The sequence below is a fragment of the Bacillus sp. FSL K6-0993 genome, assembly GCF_037977205.1.
GTDB lineage: Bacteria > Bacillota > Bacilli > Bacillales > Bacillaceae > Bacillus > Bacillus subtilis.
On sequence record NZ_CP150275.1, the window covers coordinates 2,393,066 to 2,411,855 of the forward strand.

The 18,790-nt window shown below is 46.6% G+C and carries 18 protein-coding genes; 3 read left to right on the forward strand and 15 right to left on the reverse strand.

Going from position 1 to position 18,790, the window contains the following annotated elements:
- Positions 1 to 13: 13 nt before the first annotated feature.
- The 5 genes from lpdA to MHH79_RS12415 all read right to left on the reverse strand — a co-directional run bounded on the left by lpdA (position 14) and on the right by MHH79_RS12415 (position 6,777).
- Positions 14 to 1,438: a dihydrolipoyl dehydrogenase gene (gene lpdA, locus MHH79_RS12395; RefSeq protein ID WP_015384052.1), complete on the reverse strand. Its 1,425-nt coding sequence runs from the start codon at positions 1,436 to 1,438 to the stop codon at positions 14 to 16.
- 20 nt (positions 1,439 to 1,458) lie between these two features.
- Positions 1,459 to 2,550, reverse strand: coding sequence for a butyrate kinase (buk, locus tag MHH79_RS12400; RefSeq protein WP_003230311.1), 1,092 nt, complete (start codon positions 2,548 to 2,550; stop codon positions 1,459 to 1,461).
- Positions 2,551 to 2,568: 18 nt separating this feature from the next.
- Positions 2,569 to 3,663 (reverse strand): branched-chain amino acid dehydrogenase, encoded by a 1,095-nt coding sequence (gene bcd, locus MHH79_RS12405; protein ID WP_003230309.1) that lies wholly within the window; start codon positions 3,661 to 3,663, stop codon positions 2,569 to 2,571.
- An 11-nt stretch (positions 3,664 to 3,674) separates the two neighbouring features.
- Positions 3,675 to 4,574 carry a phosphate butyryltransferase gene (yqiS, locus tag MHH79_RS12410; protein WP_015384054.1) on the reverse strand — a complete coding sequence of 300 codons (900 nt, stop codon included), beginning with the start codon at positions 4,572 to 4,574 and terminating at the stop codon, positions 3,675 to 3,677.
- A gap of 124 nt (positions 4,575 to 4,698) precedes the next feature.
- Positions 4,699 to 6,777, reverse strand: coding sequence for a sigma-54-dependent Fis family transcriptional regulator (locus MHH79_RS12415; protein WP_063335277.1), 2,079 nt, complete (start codon positions 6,775 to 6,777; stop codon positions 4,699 to 4,701).
- A 152-nt stretch (positions 6,778 to 6,929) separates the two neighbouring features.
- On the opposite strand from MHH79_RS12415, the gene MHH79_RS12420 reads away from it, so the two are divergent.
- Positions 6,930 to 7,166: a DUF2627 domain-containing protein gene (locus MHH79_RS12420; protein ID WP_003230304.1), complete on the forward strand. Its 237-nt coding sequence runs from the start codon at positions 6,930 to 6,932 to the stop codon at positions 7,164 to 7,166.
- Between the two features lie 42 nt (positions 7,167 to 7,208).
- Here MHH79_RS12420 and prpB read toward each other — a convergent pair whose 3' ends face one another.
- From prpB to MHH79_RS12465, 9 genes are all read right to left on the reverse strand, one after another.
- A complete protein-coding gene (prpB, locus tag MHH79_RS12425) occupies positions 7,209 to 8,114 on the reverse strand; it encodes a methylisocitrate lyase (RefSeq protein ID WP_015384056.1) in 906 nt (301 codons plus the stop codon).
- A gap of 16 nt (positions 8,115 to 8,130) precedes the next feature.
- The gene (locus MHH79_RS12430) at positions 8,131 to 9,549 is read right to left on the reverse strand and encodes a bifunctional 2-methylcitrate dehydratase/aconitate hydratase (protein WP_340034539.1); all 1,419 of its coding nucleotides are present in this window, start codon (positions 9,547 to 9,549) and stop codon (positions 8,131 to 8,133) included.
- A 14-nt stretch (positions 9,550 to 9,563) separates the two neighbouring features.
- Positions 9,564 to 10,682: a citrate synthase gene (mmgD, locus tag MHH79_RS12435; RefSeq protein WP_047182856.1), complete on the reverse strand. Its 1,119-nt coding sequence runs from the start codon at positions 10,680 to 10,682 to the stop codon at positions 9,564 to 9,566.
- Between the two features lie 33 nt (positions 10,683 to 10,715).
- On the reverse strand, positions 10,716 to 11,855 hold the full coding sequence (locus MHH79_RS12440) for an acyl-CoA dehydrogenase (protein ID WP_047182857.1): 1,140 nt from the start codon (positions 11,853 to 11,855) through the stop codon (positions 10,716 to 10,718).
- 27 nt (positions 11,856 to 11,882) lie between these two features.
- The gene (locus MHH79_RS12445; protein WP_100506313.1) at positions 11,883 to 12,746 is read right to left on the reverse strand and encodes a 3-hydroxybutyryl-CoA dehydrogenase; all 864 of its coding nucleotides are present in this window, start codon (positions 12,744 to 12,746) and stop codon (positions 11,883 to 11,885) included.
- 24 nt (positions 12,747 to 12,770) lie between these two features.
- Complete coding sequence (locus tag MHH79_RS12450) at positions 12,771 to 13,952, reverse strand: acetyl-CoA C-acetyltransferase (protein WP_340034544.1); 1,182 nt, start codon at positions 13,950 to 13,952, stop codon at positions 12,771 to 12,773.
- Between the two features lie 127 nt (positions 13,953 to 14,079).
- A complete protein-coding gene (locus MHH79_RS12455) occupies positions 14,080 to 14,811 on the reverse strand; it encodes a glycerophosphodiester phosphodiesterase (protein WP_063335281.1) in 732 nt (243 codons plus the stop codon).
- A gap of 72 nt (positions 14,812 to 14,883) precedes the next feature.
- Positions 14,884 to 15,504, reverse strand: coding sequence for an N-acetylmuramoyl-L-alanine amidase (locus MHH79_RS12460; protein WP_100506312.1), 621 nt, complete (start codon positions 15,502 to 15,504; stop codon positions 14,884 to 14,886).
- Between the two features lie 19 nt (positions 15,505 to 15,523).
- Complete coding sequence (locus MHH79_RS12465) at positions 15,524 to 15,820, reverse strand: hypothetical protein (RefSeq protein WP_014480225.1); 297 nt, start codon at positions 15,818 to 15,820, stop codon at positions 15,524 to 15,526.
- Positions 15,821 to 16,127: 307 nt separating this feature from the next.
- On the opposite strand from MHH79_RS12465, the gene MHH79_RS12470 reads away from it, so the two are divergent.
- Both MHH79_RS12470 and MHH79_RS12475 read left to right on the forward strand, forming a co-directional pair.
- Positions 16,128 to 16,280 (forward strand): hypothetical protein, encoded by a 153-nt coding sequence (locus tag MHH79_RS12470; RefSeq protein ID WP_015384065.1) that lies wholly within the window; start codon positions 16,128 to 16,130, stop codon positions 16,278 to 16,280.
- A gap of 72 nt (positions 16,281 to 16,352) precedes the next feature.
- Entirely contained in the window at positions 16,353 to 17,471 is a 1,119-nt protein-coding gene (locus MHH79_RS12475) for an NADH-dependent flavin oxidoreductase (protein ID WP_017696437.1), read from the forward strand.
- Between the two features lie 465 nt (positions 17,472 to 17,936).
- On the opposite strand, the gene spo0A is transcribed toward MHH79_RS12475, so the two are convergent.
- A complete protein-coding gene (gene spo0A / locus MHH79_RS12480; protein ID WP_003226427.1) occupies positions 17,937 to 18,740 on the reverse strand; it encodes a sporulation transcription factor Spo0A in 804 nt (267 codons plus the stop codon).
- Between the last annotated feature and the right edge of the window lie 50 nt (positions 18,741 to 18,790).

Sequence of the window (18,790 nt, forward strand, 5' to 3'; positions counted from 1 at the left end):
CTCCTTTATGCTTTTAAAAATGAATGGCTTTGCCATCTGCGGCAAGCGCTGCTTCTCCAATTGCTTCAGAAAGCGTTGGATGCGGGTGAATCGTTTGCCCGACCTCCCACGGCGTTGCGTCCAGCACTTTGGCAAGACCCGCTTCAGAAATCATGTCGGTGACATGCGGGCCGATCATATGAACGCCGAGAATATCATCTGTATCTCGGTCCGCCACGATTTTGACAAAACCGTCGCTTTCACCGTATACAAGCGCTTTTCCAATCGCCATAAATGGGAACTTGCCGATTTTGACATTATGCCCGTTCGCCTTTGCTTCGTCTTCGGTTAAGCCGACACTGGCAGCTTCAGGGCTTGAGTAAATGCACTTCGGCACAAGCGTCGGATCAAGCGGATGCGGATTGAGACCTGCAAAATGCTCAACAGCAATAATTCCCTCATGTGAAGCAACGTGAGCTAACTGCAGGCCACCGATTACGTCTCCGATTGCATAAATATGAGATTCCTTCGTTTGGCAGCTTTCATTGACTGAAATCATGCCATTTTCAGTAACAATATCGGTGTTCTCTAGGCCGATGCCTTCGATATTTGCCTGTCTGCCGATGGAAACAAGCATTTTCTCAGCAGAGTAGGTAACGGTTTCTCCGTCTTTTTCCGCTTGTATGCTGATATCGTCTGATGTTTTTGTCATTGTGTCAGGCAGCACTTTTGCCCCTGTTATGAACTGGATGCCTTTTTTCTTAAGAAGACTTTCCATTTCTTTTGAAATCTCTAGATCTTCAGTCGGCAATATGCGATCCGCGTATTCAATAACCGTTACCTTCACACCAAAATCATGAAGCATAGACGCCCATTCGATACCGATAACACCTCCGCCGACGATGATGATTGATTGTGGCAGCTCCTCCATTTGGAGCGCCTCATCTGAAGTCAGTACAGACTTACCGTCCGCTTCAAGACCCGGAAGCATTCTCGGTCTTGATCCTGTTGCAATGATCACTTGTTTCGGGATCAGCATGTCATTTTCTTCGCCATTTCCCCGCTCAACAGAAATTGTTCCCGGCAGCGGAGAGAAGATTGACGGTCCAAGGATACGTCCATATCCGGTGTATACGTCAATTTTTCCTTTTTTCATTAAATGATTTACACCCGCTGCAAGCTTATCAACAACGGCTTGCTTACGCTGCTGCACTTTTTCAAAGTTGAGGGACACGCCAGCCGTTTCCACCCCGAATTGATCGGCTTCACGAGCTGTCCGGTATACCTCTGCGCTTCTAAGCAGCGCTTTACTCGGGATACAGCCTTTATGCAGACATGTTCCCCCGAGTTTTTCCTTTTCCACAACGGCTGTTTTTAAGCCGAGCTGAGCGGCTCTGATGGCCGCAACATAACCGCCGGTACCGCCGCCCAGAATGACTACGTCATACTCAGTTGCCATGGTGACTCACTCCTGTCTGTCTATTCAATACGATATTGTTTGGATTGCTCTTCGCCCTGCAATACTCTGAGCGCCCCTTGGGCAAGAGACTGCAGTTCATTTTCACCCGGATAGACTAAAACGTCTGAAATCCAATCTATGTATGATCTGATAGCAGAAACAAAGCTTTTGCCGTACGCAAGGCCTCCCGTCAGCACAATCGCTTCAACTTCGCCTTTTAACGCCGCGCTGGCTGCCCCGATTTCCTTTGCTACCTGATATGCCATGGCATCATAAATGAAGCGGGCTTTTTCATCGCCCCCTTGAATCATCTGTTCCACTTTTACTGCATCATTTGTACCGAGATAGCCTAAAAGTCCGCCGGTGCCAACAAGCTTTTTCATGATTTCTTCTTTTGTATATTCCCCTGAAAAACATAGATCAACAAGATCTCCCGCAGGCACTGTTCCTGCTCGTTCAGGACTGAATGGTCCCTCGCCGTGTAGGCCGTTATTGACATCTACCACTCGCCCGCGGTCATGGACGCCAATTGTAATACCTCCGCCCATATGGGTAATAATCATTTTCATGTTCTCATATCGTTTGCCAAGGGAGGCTGCCGCTTTACGAGCGACAGCTTTTTGGTTTAACGCATGGAAAATGCTTTTCCGTTCAATTTCAGGCATGCCTGAAACTTTCGCAAGCACTGACATTTCGTCTACGACAACAGGGTCGACGATATACGAAGGGATATTCAGGCCGTCAGCGATTTCCCTCGCGATAATGCCGCCGAGATTAGAAGCATGCTGACCGGCGTAACCGCTTTTCAAGTCCTCAATCATTTCATCATTCACTACGTAGGTCCCGCCTTCAATTGGCCGAAGAAGGCCGCCTCTTGCGCAGACTGCATCAAACTTTGAGATATTGATTCCCTGTTCATGAAGCGTTTCGAGAATATGGTTTTTACGAAATTCATACTGATCAATAATTCGGTCAAATCGCTGCAGCTCTTCTATGTTGTGTCTCAATGTTTTTTCAAAAATGCTTCTTTCGTTATGAAAAACACCGATTTTCGTTGAAGTTGAGCCTGGATTAATTGTGAGAATGCGTTTTTCGTCATGTAGCACTTTCATAACCTCCAGATCAATTTCTTAACGTCTGCTTAATACACTGTGGCCGTTTTGCAAAAACTGGCTTCTTGAGCGGCGCATGCGTTCAATCCGTTCCTCTGCTAAGCGGTCAGCCGCTAAATATGCAGGAATGCCGTCACGCTGAGAAATTTCAAGTACACGCTCGATATTGCCGTAAATGCCTTCGACTTTTTTCAATGCACGTTCTGCATTATAGCCGTAAAGCTCATCTGCCACGTTGATAACACCGCCCGCGTTAATCACGTAATCCGGTGCATAAACGATGCCCATTTCGTGAATTTGATCACCATGGCGGGTTTCTTTTAATTGGTTGTTAGCCGCACCTGCGATCACTTTCGCCTTCAGCTGTTTAATGGTGTCGTCGTTAATAGTCGCACCAAGGGCACACGGCGCATAAATATCGCAGTCTTGTGAATAAATGTCATCAGGATCTACAGCACGGGCGCCAAAATCTTCAACTGCACGCTGTACAGATTGTTTGTTGATATCCGTAACGATTAAGTTTGCTCCTTCTTCATGCAGGTGGCGGCAAAGGTTATAGGCTACGTTCCCAACACCCTGTACAGCAATGGTTTTTCCTTCAAGAGAGTCGGTTCCGAAAGCAGCTTTAGCTGCTGCCTTCATTCCTCTATACACCCCGTACGCTGTGACTGGAGAAGGATTTCCAGAAGAGCCGAAAGCAGGAGAAATGCCTGTGACATAGTCTGTCTCATCATGAATGATATCCATATCCTCGACCGTTGTACCCACATCTTCAGCCGTGATGTATCTGCCGTTCAGCCCTTGAATATAGCGGCCAAACGCGCGGAACATTTCCTCATTTTTGTCTTTGCGCGGATCGCCGATAATGACTGTTTTTCCGCCGCCAAGGTTTAAGCCTGCCGCCGCATTCTTATAGGTCATGCCTCTAGCCAATCTGAGCGCATCTTCAATTGCCGCTTCTTCATTTTCATATGTCCACATTCTCGTTCCGCCAAGCGCCGGACCAAGCGTTGTATCATGAATCGCGATAATCGCTTTTAATCCAGATTGTTCATCCTGGCAGAATACCAATTGTTCGTAATCGTATTTCTCCATATATTTAAAAAGTTCCATGTTCGTTCCTCCTAATGTGTGTATTCTTCAGATGCGCATATTGCCAGCGCAATGGAATACAGTTTATTTTCAGCAGAGTCCGCTCTGCTTGTTAAGGCAATCGGTGCTTTTGCTCCTGTAATGACAGCCGCCACGCTGGCCTTGGCAAAATAAATCAGTGATTTATATAAAATATTGCCGGCCTCAATTGTTGGGACGAGAAGGATATCTGCGTTGCCCGCTACGTCTCCCGAAATTTTTTTCTGGGCCGCGGCAATTTGTGAAACTGCGTTATCCAAAGCAAGCGGTCCATCAACAATGCAGCCTTTGATCTGGCCCCTTTTGTACATTTGAGCTAGAGCAGCTGCATTCACGGTCGCTTCCATTTTTGGGTTCACCGTTTCAACCGCTGCCAGAGCAGCTGCTTTTGGCATATTGTTCCCTACTGCATGGGCCACATGAACTGCATTTTGCAAAATCTGCCGAAGCTCTTCCAGCGAAGGGGCAATATTCATTGCCGAATCTGTTACAAACATCATTCTGTCAAAATCCGGTATATCAAACACAGCCACGTGGGAAAGGACACTTGATGACCGAAGCCCCTCCTGTCTGTTCAATACCGCTTTAAGCAAAACAGAAGTCGGCACATTCCCTTTCATTAAAACGTCCGCTGTTTTATGATGTACAGCACGAACCGCTAATTTCGCCGACTCCTCAGGTGTATCGGCATGGACGATTTCCACTTGATGCCCTTGCATGGATGATGTCAGCTCGTTCAGTTTTTTGCTGTCGCCCGTTAACAAGAAACGGGCGGATAGGTGCTCGGCAGCCAGCTTTACAGCCCGGATCACTTCCTCATCCTCAGCATGAGCAACCGCAATAGTCTTGTTTTTGTGCATCGACGCTTTGCCGATTAAATCTTTCAGCTTCATCTGCTACCACCTTTCTTGTTTCGACTCCGCCTTTTATTATGCAAGTTCCGTGCCAGCTCTTAAGGGTGCTGTCATACCAGATATATTGAAACATTCGTGCAGATGTTTGCGTTTATTCTGCAAATTATTGCATGCCTTCATTTGCAAGGCCATATTTATCCATTTTGTAATATAAATTCCGAATGCTGACACCGAGGGCTTTCGCTGTTTTTGTCCGGTTAAAATGATGCTTTTCGAGCGTTTGCTGGATCAAATGCGCTTCAAATTTTTCTACTGCGACAGACAGCTTTTCCCCTTCAATATCCGGAAAATCAAAACCTGTCCCCTGATCTGTGTCATTTTCTTTTTGCTCAAGTTCAAATATAGGCAAATGATCTTTTTCAATCCATTCCATATGCGGATTGAGAAAAATCATGGCTCGTCCAAGGACATTTTCAAGCTCGCGGACATTCCCAGGCCAATGGTAAGCAGATAAGGCGCGCAAGGCTTGCTGCGAGAGCCCTTTTACATTCCTGCCGTAATCCCGGTTGATCTTTTGGATAAGTCTGACGCTTAGTGCTTCAATGTCCTCCAACCGCTGACGCAAAGGCGGAATGGAGATGGGATAGCGGTTGATCCGGTAATACAGGTCTTCGCGAAACTTTCCATCCGCCATCGCCTTTTCAATATTTACATTTGTTGCCGCGATCACTCTGACGTTGACAGGGATCGCTTTCGTGCCGCCCACTCTGACGATTTCCTTTTCTTGAAGGACGCGTAGCAATTTGGCCTGCATATTTTGTGTCAGTTCACCGATTTCATCTAAGAAAATACTGCCGTTATTTGCTTCCTCAAATAAACCCTTTTTACCGCCGCGCTTCGCTCCTGAAAACGCACCATCCTCATAGCCGAACAATTCTGATTCGAGCAGGTTTTCAGAAAGGGCTGCACAATTCACGCGAATAAATTTATTGTATTTCCGGTCGCTTTCGTTATGGATGGCATGGGCGAACAGTTCTTTTCCTGTTCCTGATTCCCCGCGCAGCAAGATGGTTGCCGGTGTTTTCGCACCGAGCTTCGCCTGCTCAAGCGCAACCAGCATTTGCTCGCTTTTGCCGATAATGTCGTCAAACGTGTATTTCGCTTCAAGCGTGCGAATAATTTGTCTGGCGCGATTAAGCTCCGCTGTCAGCATTTTAATTTCGGAAACATCGTGAATCACGCCGACGCTGCCTTTCAAAATCCCGTCCACAATCACTGGTGCTACATTAACGATGACCTCTTTTTCATTCGGGCCGACCTTCATTCTGACACCGCGGACAGGACGTCTTGTTTCAAGCACCTTTAAATGCATGCTTTCGCCTTCGGAAATATCAGTGTTTGCAGGCTTGCCGATGACTTCTTTTTCAGAAAGCCCCGTCATTTTCGTATACGCTTTATTGATTAGCAGGCCAATGCCGTTTTCATCAACGACAGAAATCGCCTCATCGGAGGATTGAATAATTGCCTCCAGCATCGTACGGACCTGCTTTAAGTTGGTCACTTCCTCTGCCAGCTCGACCGCATCAGTGATATCTTTAAACACACAAAGAGCCCCGAGCAGACGTCCGCCTTCATCAATAATCGGCAGCCTTGTGGTCACAATTTGCAAATGATCGCCTAACAGCTGCTTCTGGTTGTATTCAGGCACTCTTGTTTTTAAAATCCGCGGCATCTTAGTGCTCGGAATCACTTCTTTTATTGGGCGCCCAATGACTTCCTCACGTTTTTTCCCGACCATTTTTTCGGCCATATGGTTAAAGAGAATGATTTCTTCATTGATATCAATAAAAATCATTCCATCATGGGTGGAATTAAAAATTCTGTCATATTTATAGGTTTGCTCTTTTAGCATTTGAATCAGGTGCTGCTTTTCTTCCATCAGCTGAAAAACGATGTATGCCATTTTTCCCGGCATGACAATGGTATCTTTATGCTTTCTTTGAAGGAGCTCGTCAAACACGGATTGATCGCCGGTGGTATGAATGACGATATCCGGTTTTTGTTGTATGTAAGGTTTCCAATCAGATGAAACGGCAATCCCATACTGTTCTGCTTCTTTCAATCCCGGCGCCTCGGGGTCTTTGTCAACTACGGCAATGATATCTATGATGGCTGTTTTAATCAGAATATGTAATAACGCCGTTCCCCTTTTGCCGGCACCTACTATCAGTACCTTTTGCATCCCGATACCCCTTTGTATGAAAAAATTTGCACACCTATTTATTCCGTTGCAATAATTTGCACAACCCTATGTTACCACGTTTTCTTCTCTTGACAAAATATTTTTTCCGCTGGACAATAAAGGAAATGAAAAGATAAAGGGGTTTTCTGAAGATGAGCCGACTTCTTGCGCTTTTAATATTAGTCATCCCCGGGGCTATTTCTGCTTTAGGCATTAAACTGATGAGAGATACACTTTTCGGCCATACAATCAAGCCATTTTCAGCTCTTTGGCTCCAAGGGTTGTCAGGATTCATCTTTTTTGCGATCGGCCTCTATGTGCTGGCCGGGTTCATTTTATACAGAGACAGAAAACGCAATCAAGTCAGCCCGCGATTCAGAAAACGATAGCTGAAAAAAAAGCCGGAGAATGCTCCGGCTTTTTTTGTTGCATTATTCGTCAGGCAAAACGGTCTTGGCAATCGTTTTGTCTAACGCTTCATAATCATAATAAGAAATCGTATCGTACAGTTCTTTTCGTGTCTGCATATCTTGAAGTCCTTCTTTTTGTGACCCGTGCTCCTTCATCAAACCAAACATCCGCTCACAAGCTTTTGCCGCCGCCCGAAGCGAGGTGACAGGATATATCACCATGTGAAACCCCATATCTTCGAATTCATCGGCACGATAATACGGCGTTTTCCCAAATTCAGTCATATTCGCAAGGAGCGGAACGGGGATACGCTCAGCAAACTGGCGGAATTCATTCTCCGCCTGTAGCGCTTCCGGGAAAATTGCGTCCGCTCCCGCCTCAATGTAAGCCTCTGAACGTTTTATTGCGGCATCAAGCCCTTCCTGCGCCCTGGCATCAGTACGGGCAACAACAATAAGGGAGGGTGCCGTTTGTTTAATGGCTTTTATTTTTTGCGCCATTTCCTTTATCGGAACTAGCTGTTTGCCATTTAAATGTCCGCATTTTTTTGGGAGCTGCTGGTCTTCTATTTGAACGGCTGCTACCCTGGCTTCAAGCATCTCCCGGGCTGTTCGGGCGGCATTTAAGACACCGCCAAATCCCGTATCGATATCCACAAGCAGAGGCAGATCAGCTGCACGCACAAGATCTTTGGCCCGTTCAGCTATCTCTGCCGATGTGATGATCCCTAAATCAGGCAGCCCCCTGCTGGCTGTATAGGCAGCACCGGACAAATAAATAGCAGAAAAACCGGCTTCTTTCGCAAGCAAAGCGGCCATCCCGTCATGGGCGCCGGGAATTTGAAGAATGTCCGGTGCTGACATCAGCTTGCGGAAACGCCCGGCAAGCTCCTCTTGTGACGATTGCTTATTGACGATCCACGACATGAAACAAATCCCCCTTTTACATGCAGAACATGTCTACGAATTCATTTACGCGCATCGTTTGCAATGTCTCATAGCTGGTACAGCGCTCATAAATGTGTTTGTACTGTTTATCAGGAAAATGGGTTTTGAGATTACCAGAAAACTTTTCCAGCAGTTTCGGCACTGCTTCCTCTCTTCGAAAACGATGGCCGAGGGGAAACTCACATTCCACCATTTCCGTGCTCGTTCCGTCTTTAAAATGAACCTGAACGGCATTTGAGATGGAACGTTTATCAGGTTTCAAATAATCCTCGGTATATGTTTTATTTTCAGTCACTTCCATTTTATCACGAAGATTATCTATTCTCGGATCATTCGCTGTTTCAGCTTCATAATGCTGTGCGGTGATATCACCAAAAAGCAAACCGATTGCTGTAATGTATTGGAGGCAGTGATCACGGTCTGCCGGATTGTGGAGCGGGCCTTTTTTATCAATGATTCGGATAGCGGATTCATGCGTTTTTATGACAACTCGGTCAATCTCGTCAATCCGGTTCTTTACCTGCGGGTGAAGAATGACGGCGCACTCCGCCGCTGTCTGGGCGTGAAATTCCGCAGGATAAGACACTTTAAATAACACATTTTCCATGACATAAGCGTCGAGCGGTCGGGCAAGCTTGATCTCTTTCTTATTGAATAAAACGTCTTGGAACCCCCAACCCTGTGCACTCAGGGCTGTCGGATAACCCATTTCCCCTTTTAACGACATCAGCGCCAAATGAACACCTCTGCTCGTTGCATCTCCTGCCGCCCATGATTTACGCGAGCCTGTATTCGGTGAATGGCGGTATGTCCTCAATGCTGCATTGTCAATCCATGCATTCGAAAGCGCATTTTTGATTTCTTCTCTTCCGCCGCCCAAAAGCTTTGCCGCAACAGCGGTTGTCGCAACTTTGACAAACAGCACATGGTCAAGGCCAACTCGATTTAAGCTGTTTTCTAACGCCAGCACACCTTGAATCTCGTGCGCTTTGATCATCATCTCAAGTACGTCGCGTACCGTTAACGGCTCTTTTCCTTCAGACAGCCTCACTCTTGATACATAATCAGCAGCGGCAAGGATCCCTCCCAAGTTATCGGATGGATGCCCCCACTCCGCCGCCAGCCACGTATCGTTGTAATCGAGCCAGCGAATCATGCAGCCGATATTAAACGCTGCCCTCACAGGATCGAGAACATATGACGTTCCCGGTACTTTGCTTCCATTCGGCACAGTCGTTCCTGGAACAATCGGGCCAAGCAGCTTTGTGCATTCCGGATACCGTAGCGCCAAGATCCCGCAGCCCAGGGTATCCAGTAATACATGCCCCGCTGTTGTATACGCTTCGGCACTTGTAATCTCTTTTTCAAGCACATAGTCTGTGATTTCTTCGATAACACGATCCGTTTCCGGCATTCTACCAGCTCCTTTCATGATTTTGTTTGATATCGCGGGCCCATGTAACTGACACGGGGGCGGAAGAGCCGATTATTGGCATGCTGTTCGATCACATGAGCGCATAAACCGGACGTTCTCGCGCTGAAAAAGACCGGCGTATATAAAGGAATCGGTATGCCGAGCATCCAATACACCGGGGCAGCATAGTAATCCAAATTCGGGTAAAGCCCTTTTTCCTTCTCCATCAGCCGCTCACCCGCTTCACACATCTCATATAAACGATGGTCACCGGCTTTATCGCATAATTGCTGCAGCGCCTCTTTCATCATGAGTGCTCTCGGGTCCATTTTTTTCATATACACCCGGTGGCCGAAGCCCATGATTTTTTCTTTTCTTTTCAGTTTTGTTTGCAGAAGCTGCTCAAAATCAGATGTCGTTTTTGCCTCCAAAAGCAAATACATTACAGCTTCGTTTGCTCCTCCGTGAAGATTCCCTTTCAGGGAAGCGACAGCCCCAGTCAAAGCCCCATAAAGATCTGAATGTGTAGATGCAATGACCCTGGCCGCAAAGGTTGAATTCGGCATCTCATGCTCACTGTACAGGACGAGCGACCGGTCAAAAATCTGTTCTTCCAATGAAGACGGCAGTTTCCCTGTCATCATGTATAGAAAATTCGCACTGTAGGATAGGGTTTGAAGCGGAAGAATCGGCTCTTTCTTATTAATGATCCTGTAGCTGGCAGCAGTGAGGGCAGGCATTTTCCCAAGAAGCTGATAGGCGCGTTCTTTGTTTGCGGAAGGAGACCGATCATCAATTTGCCGATCATAGCCAGCAAGTGCCGACAGGCCGGTACGCAGACTATCCATTGGATGAGTGTCCTCAGGGAGCAGCTCAAGCAGACGGAGATGATCAGCAGGCAGGCTTGAGGCACTGTTTATTTTATGTTCCAGCGTCTCCATTTCACTTTCTTCTGGCAGCCTGCCCTCCAGCAATAAATGGACAAGCTCCAGATAGCTTTTTGTTTCAGAAAGTTCTATTAAATCATAGCCTCGTATCAAAATCTGGCTGGACTGGGTGTCAAGATAAGAAATATGAGTTTCTGCCGCAATCACACCGTCCAACCCAGGAGAATAATGCTGTTTCTCCTCCATATCCTCAACCTCCGTTTTTGCGTTTTTTGTCTATCAGGTTCCGCCAAGCAAATACTTGGAAATAATCAGTCTTTGAATCTCGTTCGTCCCTTCATAGATTTGCGTCACCTTTGCATCGCGAAGCAGGCGCTCAACCGGATAATCCTTCATATAGCCATATCCCCCATAAATTTGAACGGCGTCTAACGCCGCCTTCACGGCTGCATCGGAAGCAAATTGTTTAGCCATAGACGCTTCTTTTCCACAATTTAGGCCACGGTTATGAAGGTCTGCAGCGTGGTAGACAAGATGTCTTGCCGCCTCAGCCCTAGTCGCCATATCAGCCAGCTTAAATGAAATGGCTTGATTGGCTGCGATCGGTCTTCCAAATTGCACTCGCTGCTTCGCATAATTAACGGCATGCTCAAGAGCCGCCTCTGCAATTCCGAGCGCCTGTGCCGCAATACCGATCCGGCCGACATTTAAATTCGCCATAGCAATGTGAAAGCCATCCCCCTCTTTGCCAAGCAAATTGGCTTCAGGCACTTCTGCATTATCAAAAATCAGTTCCGTAGTATTGGAGCCATAAAGCCCCAGCTTTCTTTCTTTTTTTCCAACGGTAAAACCGGGTGTGTTTTTTTCAACAATAAAAGCCGAAATCCCGTGCCTGCCTTGATCTGGAGCTGTTAAAGCAAATGTGATATAGATATCAGCTGCTCCGCCATTCGTTATGAATATTTTCGATCCGTTTAATAGATATTTGCCGTTCTTTTTGATTGCTGTTGTGCGAAGGCTCCCGGCATCCGACCCCGAGTGAGGCTCCGTTAGTGCAAATGCGCCCAAATGGTCTCCTGACGCGAGCTTTGGTATATATTTCATCTTCTGTTCTTCGTTTCCGAAATACAGAATCGGATTTGTGCCGACTGAGGTATGAACGGAGAGAATCACGCCGACAGCCGCGCTGATTCTAGAAATCTCATGAATCGCCAAAATATAAGAAACAACGTCCGCCCCGGCACCGCCGTATTGTTCCGGCACTGGTATTCCCATCAGGCCGTATTCGCCCATTTTTTTGATCAGCTGAAAGGGAAATTCGTCCGTTTTCTCCATGATTTCCGCAGCAGGAGCAATTTCTTTTCGTGCAAAATCACGCACCATTTTTCGCATCATGACTTGCTCTTGGGTTACATGCAACTCGGCCACCCCCGGATGGAATAGACTTCAGGAAGTTCTCTCCTCATAGTCATAAAAACCGCGTCCGCTCTTTTTGCCAAGCCAGCCTGCTTTGACATACTTGCGGAGCAGCGGGCAAGGACGGTATTTGGAATCGCCAAGGCCTGAGTGAAGAACTTCCATAATTGATAAACACGTATCCAGTCCGATAAAATCCGCTAATGCAAGCGGCCCCATCGGATGATTCATGCCCAGCTTCATCACTTCGTCTATTGCCTCCGGCTTCGCCACTCCCTCATACACGCAATAGATGGCTTCATTAATCATTGGAAGAAGCACACGGTTGGAAACAAACCCAGGAAAATCATTGACTTCTACCGCTGTTTTCCCCATCTTTTCCGCTAATGCCATAACATCTAAGGCCGTTTCTTCTGATGTAGCCAAGCCGCGAATCACTTCAACCAGCTTCATTACAGGGACGGGATTCATAAAATGCATGCCAATAACCCTCTGAGGACGGTTTGTTACAGCAGCGATTTCTGTAATAGGCAAGGAAGATGTATTGCTGGCCAAAATCGTATGAGGCGGGCACATGCGATCAAGTGTTTTAAACATCTCAGTTTTTGTCGCCATGTTTTCTGCGATAGCCTCAATCACAATGTCCGCATGCTCTGCCTCCTCAAGCGTTTGAGAAATCGAAATGCGGCTGATTACGCTCTTCACTTCCGTCTCGGTCCTTTTTCCTTTCTCAGCATCACGGGCCAGCTGTTTCTTCAGCCGTTTCAATCCTGCCTCCGCAGCCTCTTTATTCACATCGTACATCCGTACATAAAAGCCCGCGTCGGCAGCTGTTTGAGCAATTCCGCTTCCCATCTGACCTGCGCCAGCTACCATGATTTGTTTGATTTCCATTCAAATCCCCTTTTTCATCATGTTTTAATGAACCTGCACTAAGACGGCGTCTCCCTGTGCTGCCCCGCTGCAAATAGCGGCAACGCCGAGCCCCCCTCCCCGGCGCTTTAATTCATAAACAAGCGTCATGAGAATTCTTGCCCCGCTCGCGCCGATCGGGTGGCCGAGCGCGATCGCACCGCCATTTACATTTACTTTTTCAAGATCGAAACCTACGATTTTTTCACATGTCAAAACAACTGAAGCAAAAGCTTCATTTACTTCAAACAAGTCAATATCTTGGACAGTTAAACCGTTCTTTTTCAGGAGCTTGTTAATTGCAAATCCCGGCGCTGCCGCCAGCTCGTGCGCTGGCATTCCCGTAGTTGAAAAACCAAGAATTGTAGCCAGAGGCCGTTTGTCAAGCTCAGCAGCTTTTTCCTCAGACATCAGCACAAACGCGCCGGCTCCGTCATTGACCCCAGGAGCATTGCCGGCTGTGATAGAACCGTCACTTGCATAAATCGGAGCAAGTTTCGCGAGCTGATCCAGACTTGTGTCACGGCGAATCGCTTCATCTTTATGAACAACGTTTGGTTTTCCTTTTCGACCGATCCAGTTGACGGGAACAATTTCATCCTGAAACTTCCCTTCATCGGCTGCCTTAGCTGCCCTTGCATGACTTCTCAACGCCCATTCGTCCTGCTCTCTTCGTAAGATTGCATATTCCTTGGCAGCTGTATTTCCGTGAATAGCCATGTGCACCTCGTCAAACGCGCACGTTAATCCGTCATACACCATTAAGTCCCTAAGCTCGCCGTCCCCCATCCGTGCTCCCCAGCGCCCGGCGGGAACGGCATACGGGATATTGCTCATGCTTTCCATTCCCCCGGCAACAAGTATGTCCGCATCCTGCGCCCGAATCATTTGATCACATAAAGTGACAGCGCGAAGGCCGGAAGCGCAGACTTTATTCAGTGTTTCTGACGGCACACTCCAAGGCATTCCCGCCAGACGGGCAGCTTGACGGGAAGGTATCTGCCCTGAGCCGGCCTGGACAACCATGCCCATAACGTTTCCTTCTACATCATCTCCAGAGACTCCAGCCCGTTGCAGCGCCTCCTTCATCACAATGCCCCCAAGCTCAGCAGCTTTCACCTCTTTCAATACTCCGCCGAATTTGCCAAATGGCGTTCTTGCAGCACTTACAATGACTGTTTTCCTCATGGTTTCACCTCATTCAGAAGATAGACAGCGCTTACAATTTCTAGTTGTCTTCTATGAATGTATGCTTTGAAACGGGCATGAATGAATGAAAAAAGAAGGCTGCGTCAAACAGCCTCCTTCTAAACAACTATTCATTTTTCAGCAATGCCGCAGCCTTTTCTGGAAAGTCGGTAAACATGCCGTCTGCTCCCGCTTCAATGAGACGCTTCATATCTTCCGGACGATTGACTGTATACGGCCTTACCTTAATCGAACTGTTTCTCATTTTCTTCAGCACTTCATCTGTGACCCCTGGGCTGTTTAACTTCGGGTGATAGCCGGAAGCCGGAATAGACGCGATATATCGATCTGCCTGATAAAGCACATCTGAAGTTAATACCGCCCGTTCGATATGGGGCGCAAGCCGGGCGCATAGCGCCAAGCTGTCATGATTAAAGGTGGATAAGATGACTCTCTCCTCTACGTTGAATCGCTTCACTGCCTCCAGCACTTTTTCTTCCATTCCCTCATAGCGGATCACGCTGTTTTTTAATTCAATGTTGATGAGAAAATCCTTTTTTACCGCCCACGAGAGCACATCTTCTAGCAGCGGCACTTTTATATCGCTGTACGCTTGATCGTGACCAGCGGCCGCATTCGCAGTCTTTACCTCATCATAGGTTGTATCCTTCACGAATCCTTTAAGTGATGTCGTGCGGTTAAGGCTTTCATCATGAATCACAACAATGCGTCCGTCTTTCGTAAGCTGTACATCAAGCTCTATCCCATCTGCTCCGGCTTCAATTCCTTTTTCAAATGCAAGCATTGTATTTTCGGGAAATTGACCTGATGCCCCCCGGTGGGCAAAAATCTTTGTCATCGTTTCACCTCAAACCCTAAAGTTTTCTCCATTATACTTATTTTGTCGGCTCCACTCTAGGATTAAGGCAATCTACTGATCATAATAAGAATCAATGCCGTTGACAATCGCATCTGCGGCCTTTTGCTGGTATTCTTCACTTCCCAGCTTGTCCGCATCAGAGCTGTTAGTGATAAACCCAAGCTCCGCCAACACGCTTGGCATTTGTGAATATGTAATGACGTAAAAGTCTGATTCTTTCACGCCCCTGTCTCTCGTTTGTAAGGAAGAAACGAGCTCTGACTGAATATCGGATGCCAGACGCCGGCTGTTCTCCCCTTCATAATCAGATTGAAAATACGTTTCTGTTCCTGAAGCTGAAGCAACCCCAGAATTCACATGAATGCTGACAAAAAGGTCAGCCTGATTGGCACTTGCCTTAGCCACTCTTTCCTCCAAGGTCAGAAAATGATCGTCAGACCGGGATGAAACAGGATTGGCTCCCTCCTCTTTTAGTTTGTCTGTCACATGCTCTGAGACAGCCAAATTAATATCCTTTTCAAAGAGCCCGTTTCCGACCGCTCCACTATCTTCACCGCCGTGTCCGGCATCAATATACACCGTTTTCCCTTCTATCGGCTCTGCTGCCTGTGCACAAGGCGCGAGCGTCAAAGCCAATCCGCACAGCGCCAAGCTCCTCCATAACATTCTCAACTTACTCCCTCCGGTCTTTTTATGACGAGTTCTTTCGCAGCTGAATATCTTCCAGCTGTAAAGTTCCATTATCCTTCTTTGTATATTTCACCAGGACATGTGTCTGATCTGGCAGTGATTCACATTCATCACGTTTATCCTTCGGAACTTGTATCATGGTTTCTTCTCCATTAAGAGAAACCGCAATCGTATGAGGATCAGCCGAGCCAATGTATTTTCCCTCTTCGGTAAACCTTGGCACTGAGTCATCCGCACTTGCAACACTGCACCCCGAAAGAAAGAGCGCAGTAAACAGCAAAAGAACCGTTTGTTTCACATGACCACCTCTTCCTGATGTTTGGCTTTTATCTTTGACCAGAATGGCGAATTTGTAAAGACAACGCGAATGCAGGCGAGCAAGTTCCATGATTTTCAAAAGGGCTATACGACCCGATCATTTCCTGTTGTTAGAAAGATAACGAGCAGATTTGTCTATGAGGATGGCTCTAATTGAGGCGCCAATTAGAAAAAATTAGCGGAAAGAAGCAACTTTTTATTCATTTTAAAAAATTTGAGAATAGGGTGAGCAAATCGTTTGACGGGTGGGTCAGCCAAGCGTAACCTTTTAAAGGATATTTACTTTATTGAAAGAAGTTAAAGCCATGAAAAAATTCGTTCTGCTGCTGGCGGCAGCTGTCATCACATGCTCCATCGGCCACCAAATCAGCGGCGGCTACAAAGGTCCCGAAAAAGAGCGGCGAAAACATCACTCTGCATTCAAGATATTCAGTCGGTAAAGCAGATCAATTGCATTAATTTTTACATATAGGCTAGAATATGTGCGAATCCAAACGAAAGAAGATGATCAAATGAATCCTAAGTATAAGCCACTGTTTGAACCATTTACGTTTAAAAGCGGCGTTACAATCGACAACCGGATCGCGGTAGCACCGATGACTCATTACGCTTCTAATGAAGACGGTACAATATCTGAAGCGGAGCTCGACTACATCATCCCCCGTTCAAAAGAGATGGGAATGGTGATTACAGCCTGCGCAAATGTTACACCGGACGGAAAAGCATTCCCCGGGCAGCCGGCCATCCATGACGATTCCAACATTCCAGGTTTAAAAAAGTTAGCACAAGCCATTCAGGCACAAGGCGCTAAAGCCGTTGTACAAATTCATCACGGCGGTATTGAGTGCCCGTCTGAGCTCGTTCCTCAACAGGATGTTGTGGGGCCAAGTGACGTGTTTGATAACGGCAAACAAATTGCTCGCGCATTAAAAGAAGAAGAAGTGGAAAACATTGTGAAGGCGTTTGGAGAAGCGACAAGACGCGCCATTGAAGCCGGCTTTGACGGTGTCGAAATTCACGGGGCAAACGGCTACTTGATTCAGCAGTTTTATTCTCCGAAAACCAATCAGCGCACGGATCGCTGGGGAGGAAGCGATGAAAAACGATTAGCCTTCCCGCTCGCTATTGTCGATGAAGTGAAAAAAGCCGCTTCAGAACATGCGAAGGGTGCGTTCCTAGTCGGATACCGTCTGTCTCCGGAAGAACCTGAGACACCGGGATTGACAATGACTGAGACTTATACGCTTGTTGATGCTTTAGGGGATAAAGAATTGGATTATCTTCATATCTCACTGATGGACGTGAACTCAAAAGCGCGCCGCGGTGCAGATCCGACTCGCACACGCATGGACTTATTGAATGAACGTGTCGGAAACAAAGTGCCGCTGATCGCCGTCGGTTCCATCCATTCCGCTGATGACGCGCTTGCCGTCATCGAAAACGGTATTCCGCTAGTCGCTATGGGACGCGAAATTCTAGTTGACCCTGACTGGACGGTAAAAGTAAAAGAAGGCCGTGAAAAGCAAATCGAAACAGTGATCAAAGGCACAGATAAAGAAAAATATCATTTGCCTGAACCGCTATGGCAAGCAATTGTGAACACGCCAGGCTGGGTGCCTTATAAAGATTAATATGCAAAGACTGCCGTACCGATTCGGCAGTCTTTTTTCCCTTTATATAAATAGTTTGTGTACACATCTAAACAGCAAAAGAAAGAGCTCCCCACCTACTTCGAAAAGAAAATCTAGGAAAAACCCCTCACGCTTTCTTGCTTTTTTCTTTTTCATTCGTACGTCTCCTTTTTACATTAATACGCCTTACTTACGATTTTGCAGGAGAAAGGTTTCATTTTATAACGGAAACATCTAGAGTCGATCATGCTTCGTGATCCTATAAGATGTATGAATGGACCAAGAGTGCAGGTAATACCCCCATTTGCTTTCCTTACTTTTCAAACCTATCCTTTACTATATGCGGATACTTACTATTCTTCTCCCATACTAACAAATGTCCCCAAAACAAAACGCCTCCTATTTATCAGCGCAAACTAATAAATAAAAGACGTTTGATTTAATGACCACTTAATAAGCTCATGTTTAAGAAGCCTTATGTTCTAATCTCAGCTTATCCGCAACCATTGCAATGAATTCACTGTTGGTAGGTTTAGCTTTTGTCATGCTGACTGTATAACCGAACAACGAGGAAATGGAATCAATGTTTCCTCTGCTCCATGCCACTTCAATTGCATGGCGGATCGCTCTTTCTACACGGCTTGCGGTTGTGTTGAATTTTTTGGCGATGTCCGGATAGAGGACTTTTGTAATGCTGCCGAGCAATTCGATGTCATTGTATACCATTGAGATTGCTTCGCGCAGATAGAGATAGCCTTTAATATGGGCTGGGACGCCGATTTCATGGATAATGCTTGTGATGCTCGCGTCGAGATTTTTCTTCTTTGGTTCAGGCTGGCTGCTGCGTATAATACTGCTTTGCGATGATGGCGCACGATGTGTCACACTGCTGGCATTTCCGCTGACCTGGCGGATATGGCCGACAAGGTTTTCCATATCAAACGGTTTGAGAATAAAGTAGGACGCGCCTAAATCGACGGCCTTTTTCGTGACATCTTCCTGTCCAAAGGCTGTCAGCATAATGACATTCGGCTGTTTTTTCAGATCTGATTCCCTCAGCCTCTCTAAAACCGCAAGTCCGTCTAAATGCGGCATAATAATATCTAATACGAGCACATCGGGATCTTTTTCTTTAAACAACGACAGGCATTCCTGTCCGTTATAAGCAACGCCGATCACTTCCATGTCTTCCTGTCCTTCTATATATTCACTTAACAGGCTTACCAGCTCTCGATTATCATCAGCAACACAAACTTTAATTTTCTCCACGTTTCTTCCTCCCCAAATGTAGTTAACAGGATTCACCCTTGCTACATGTT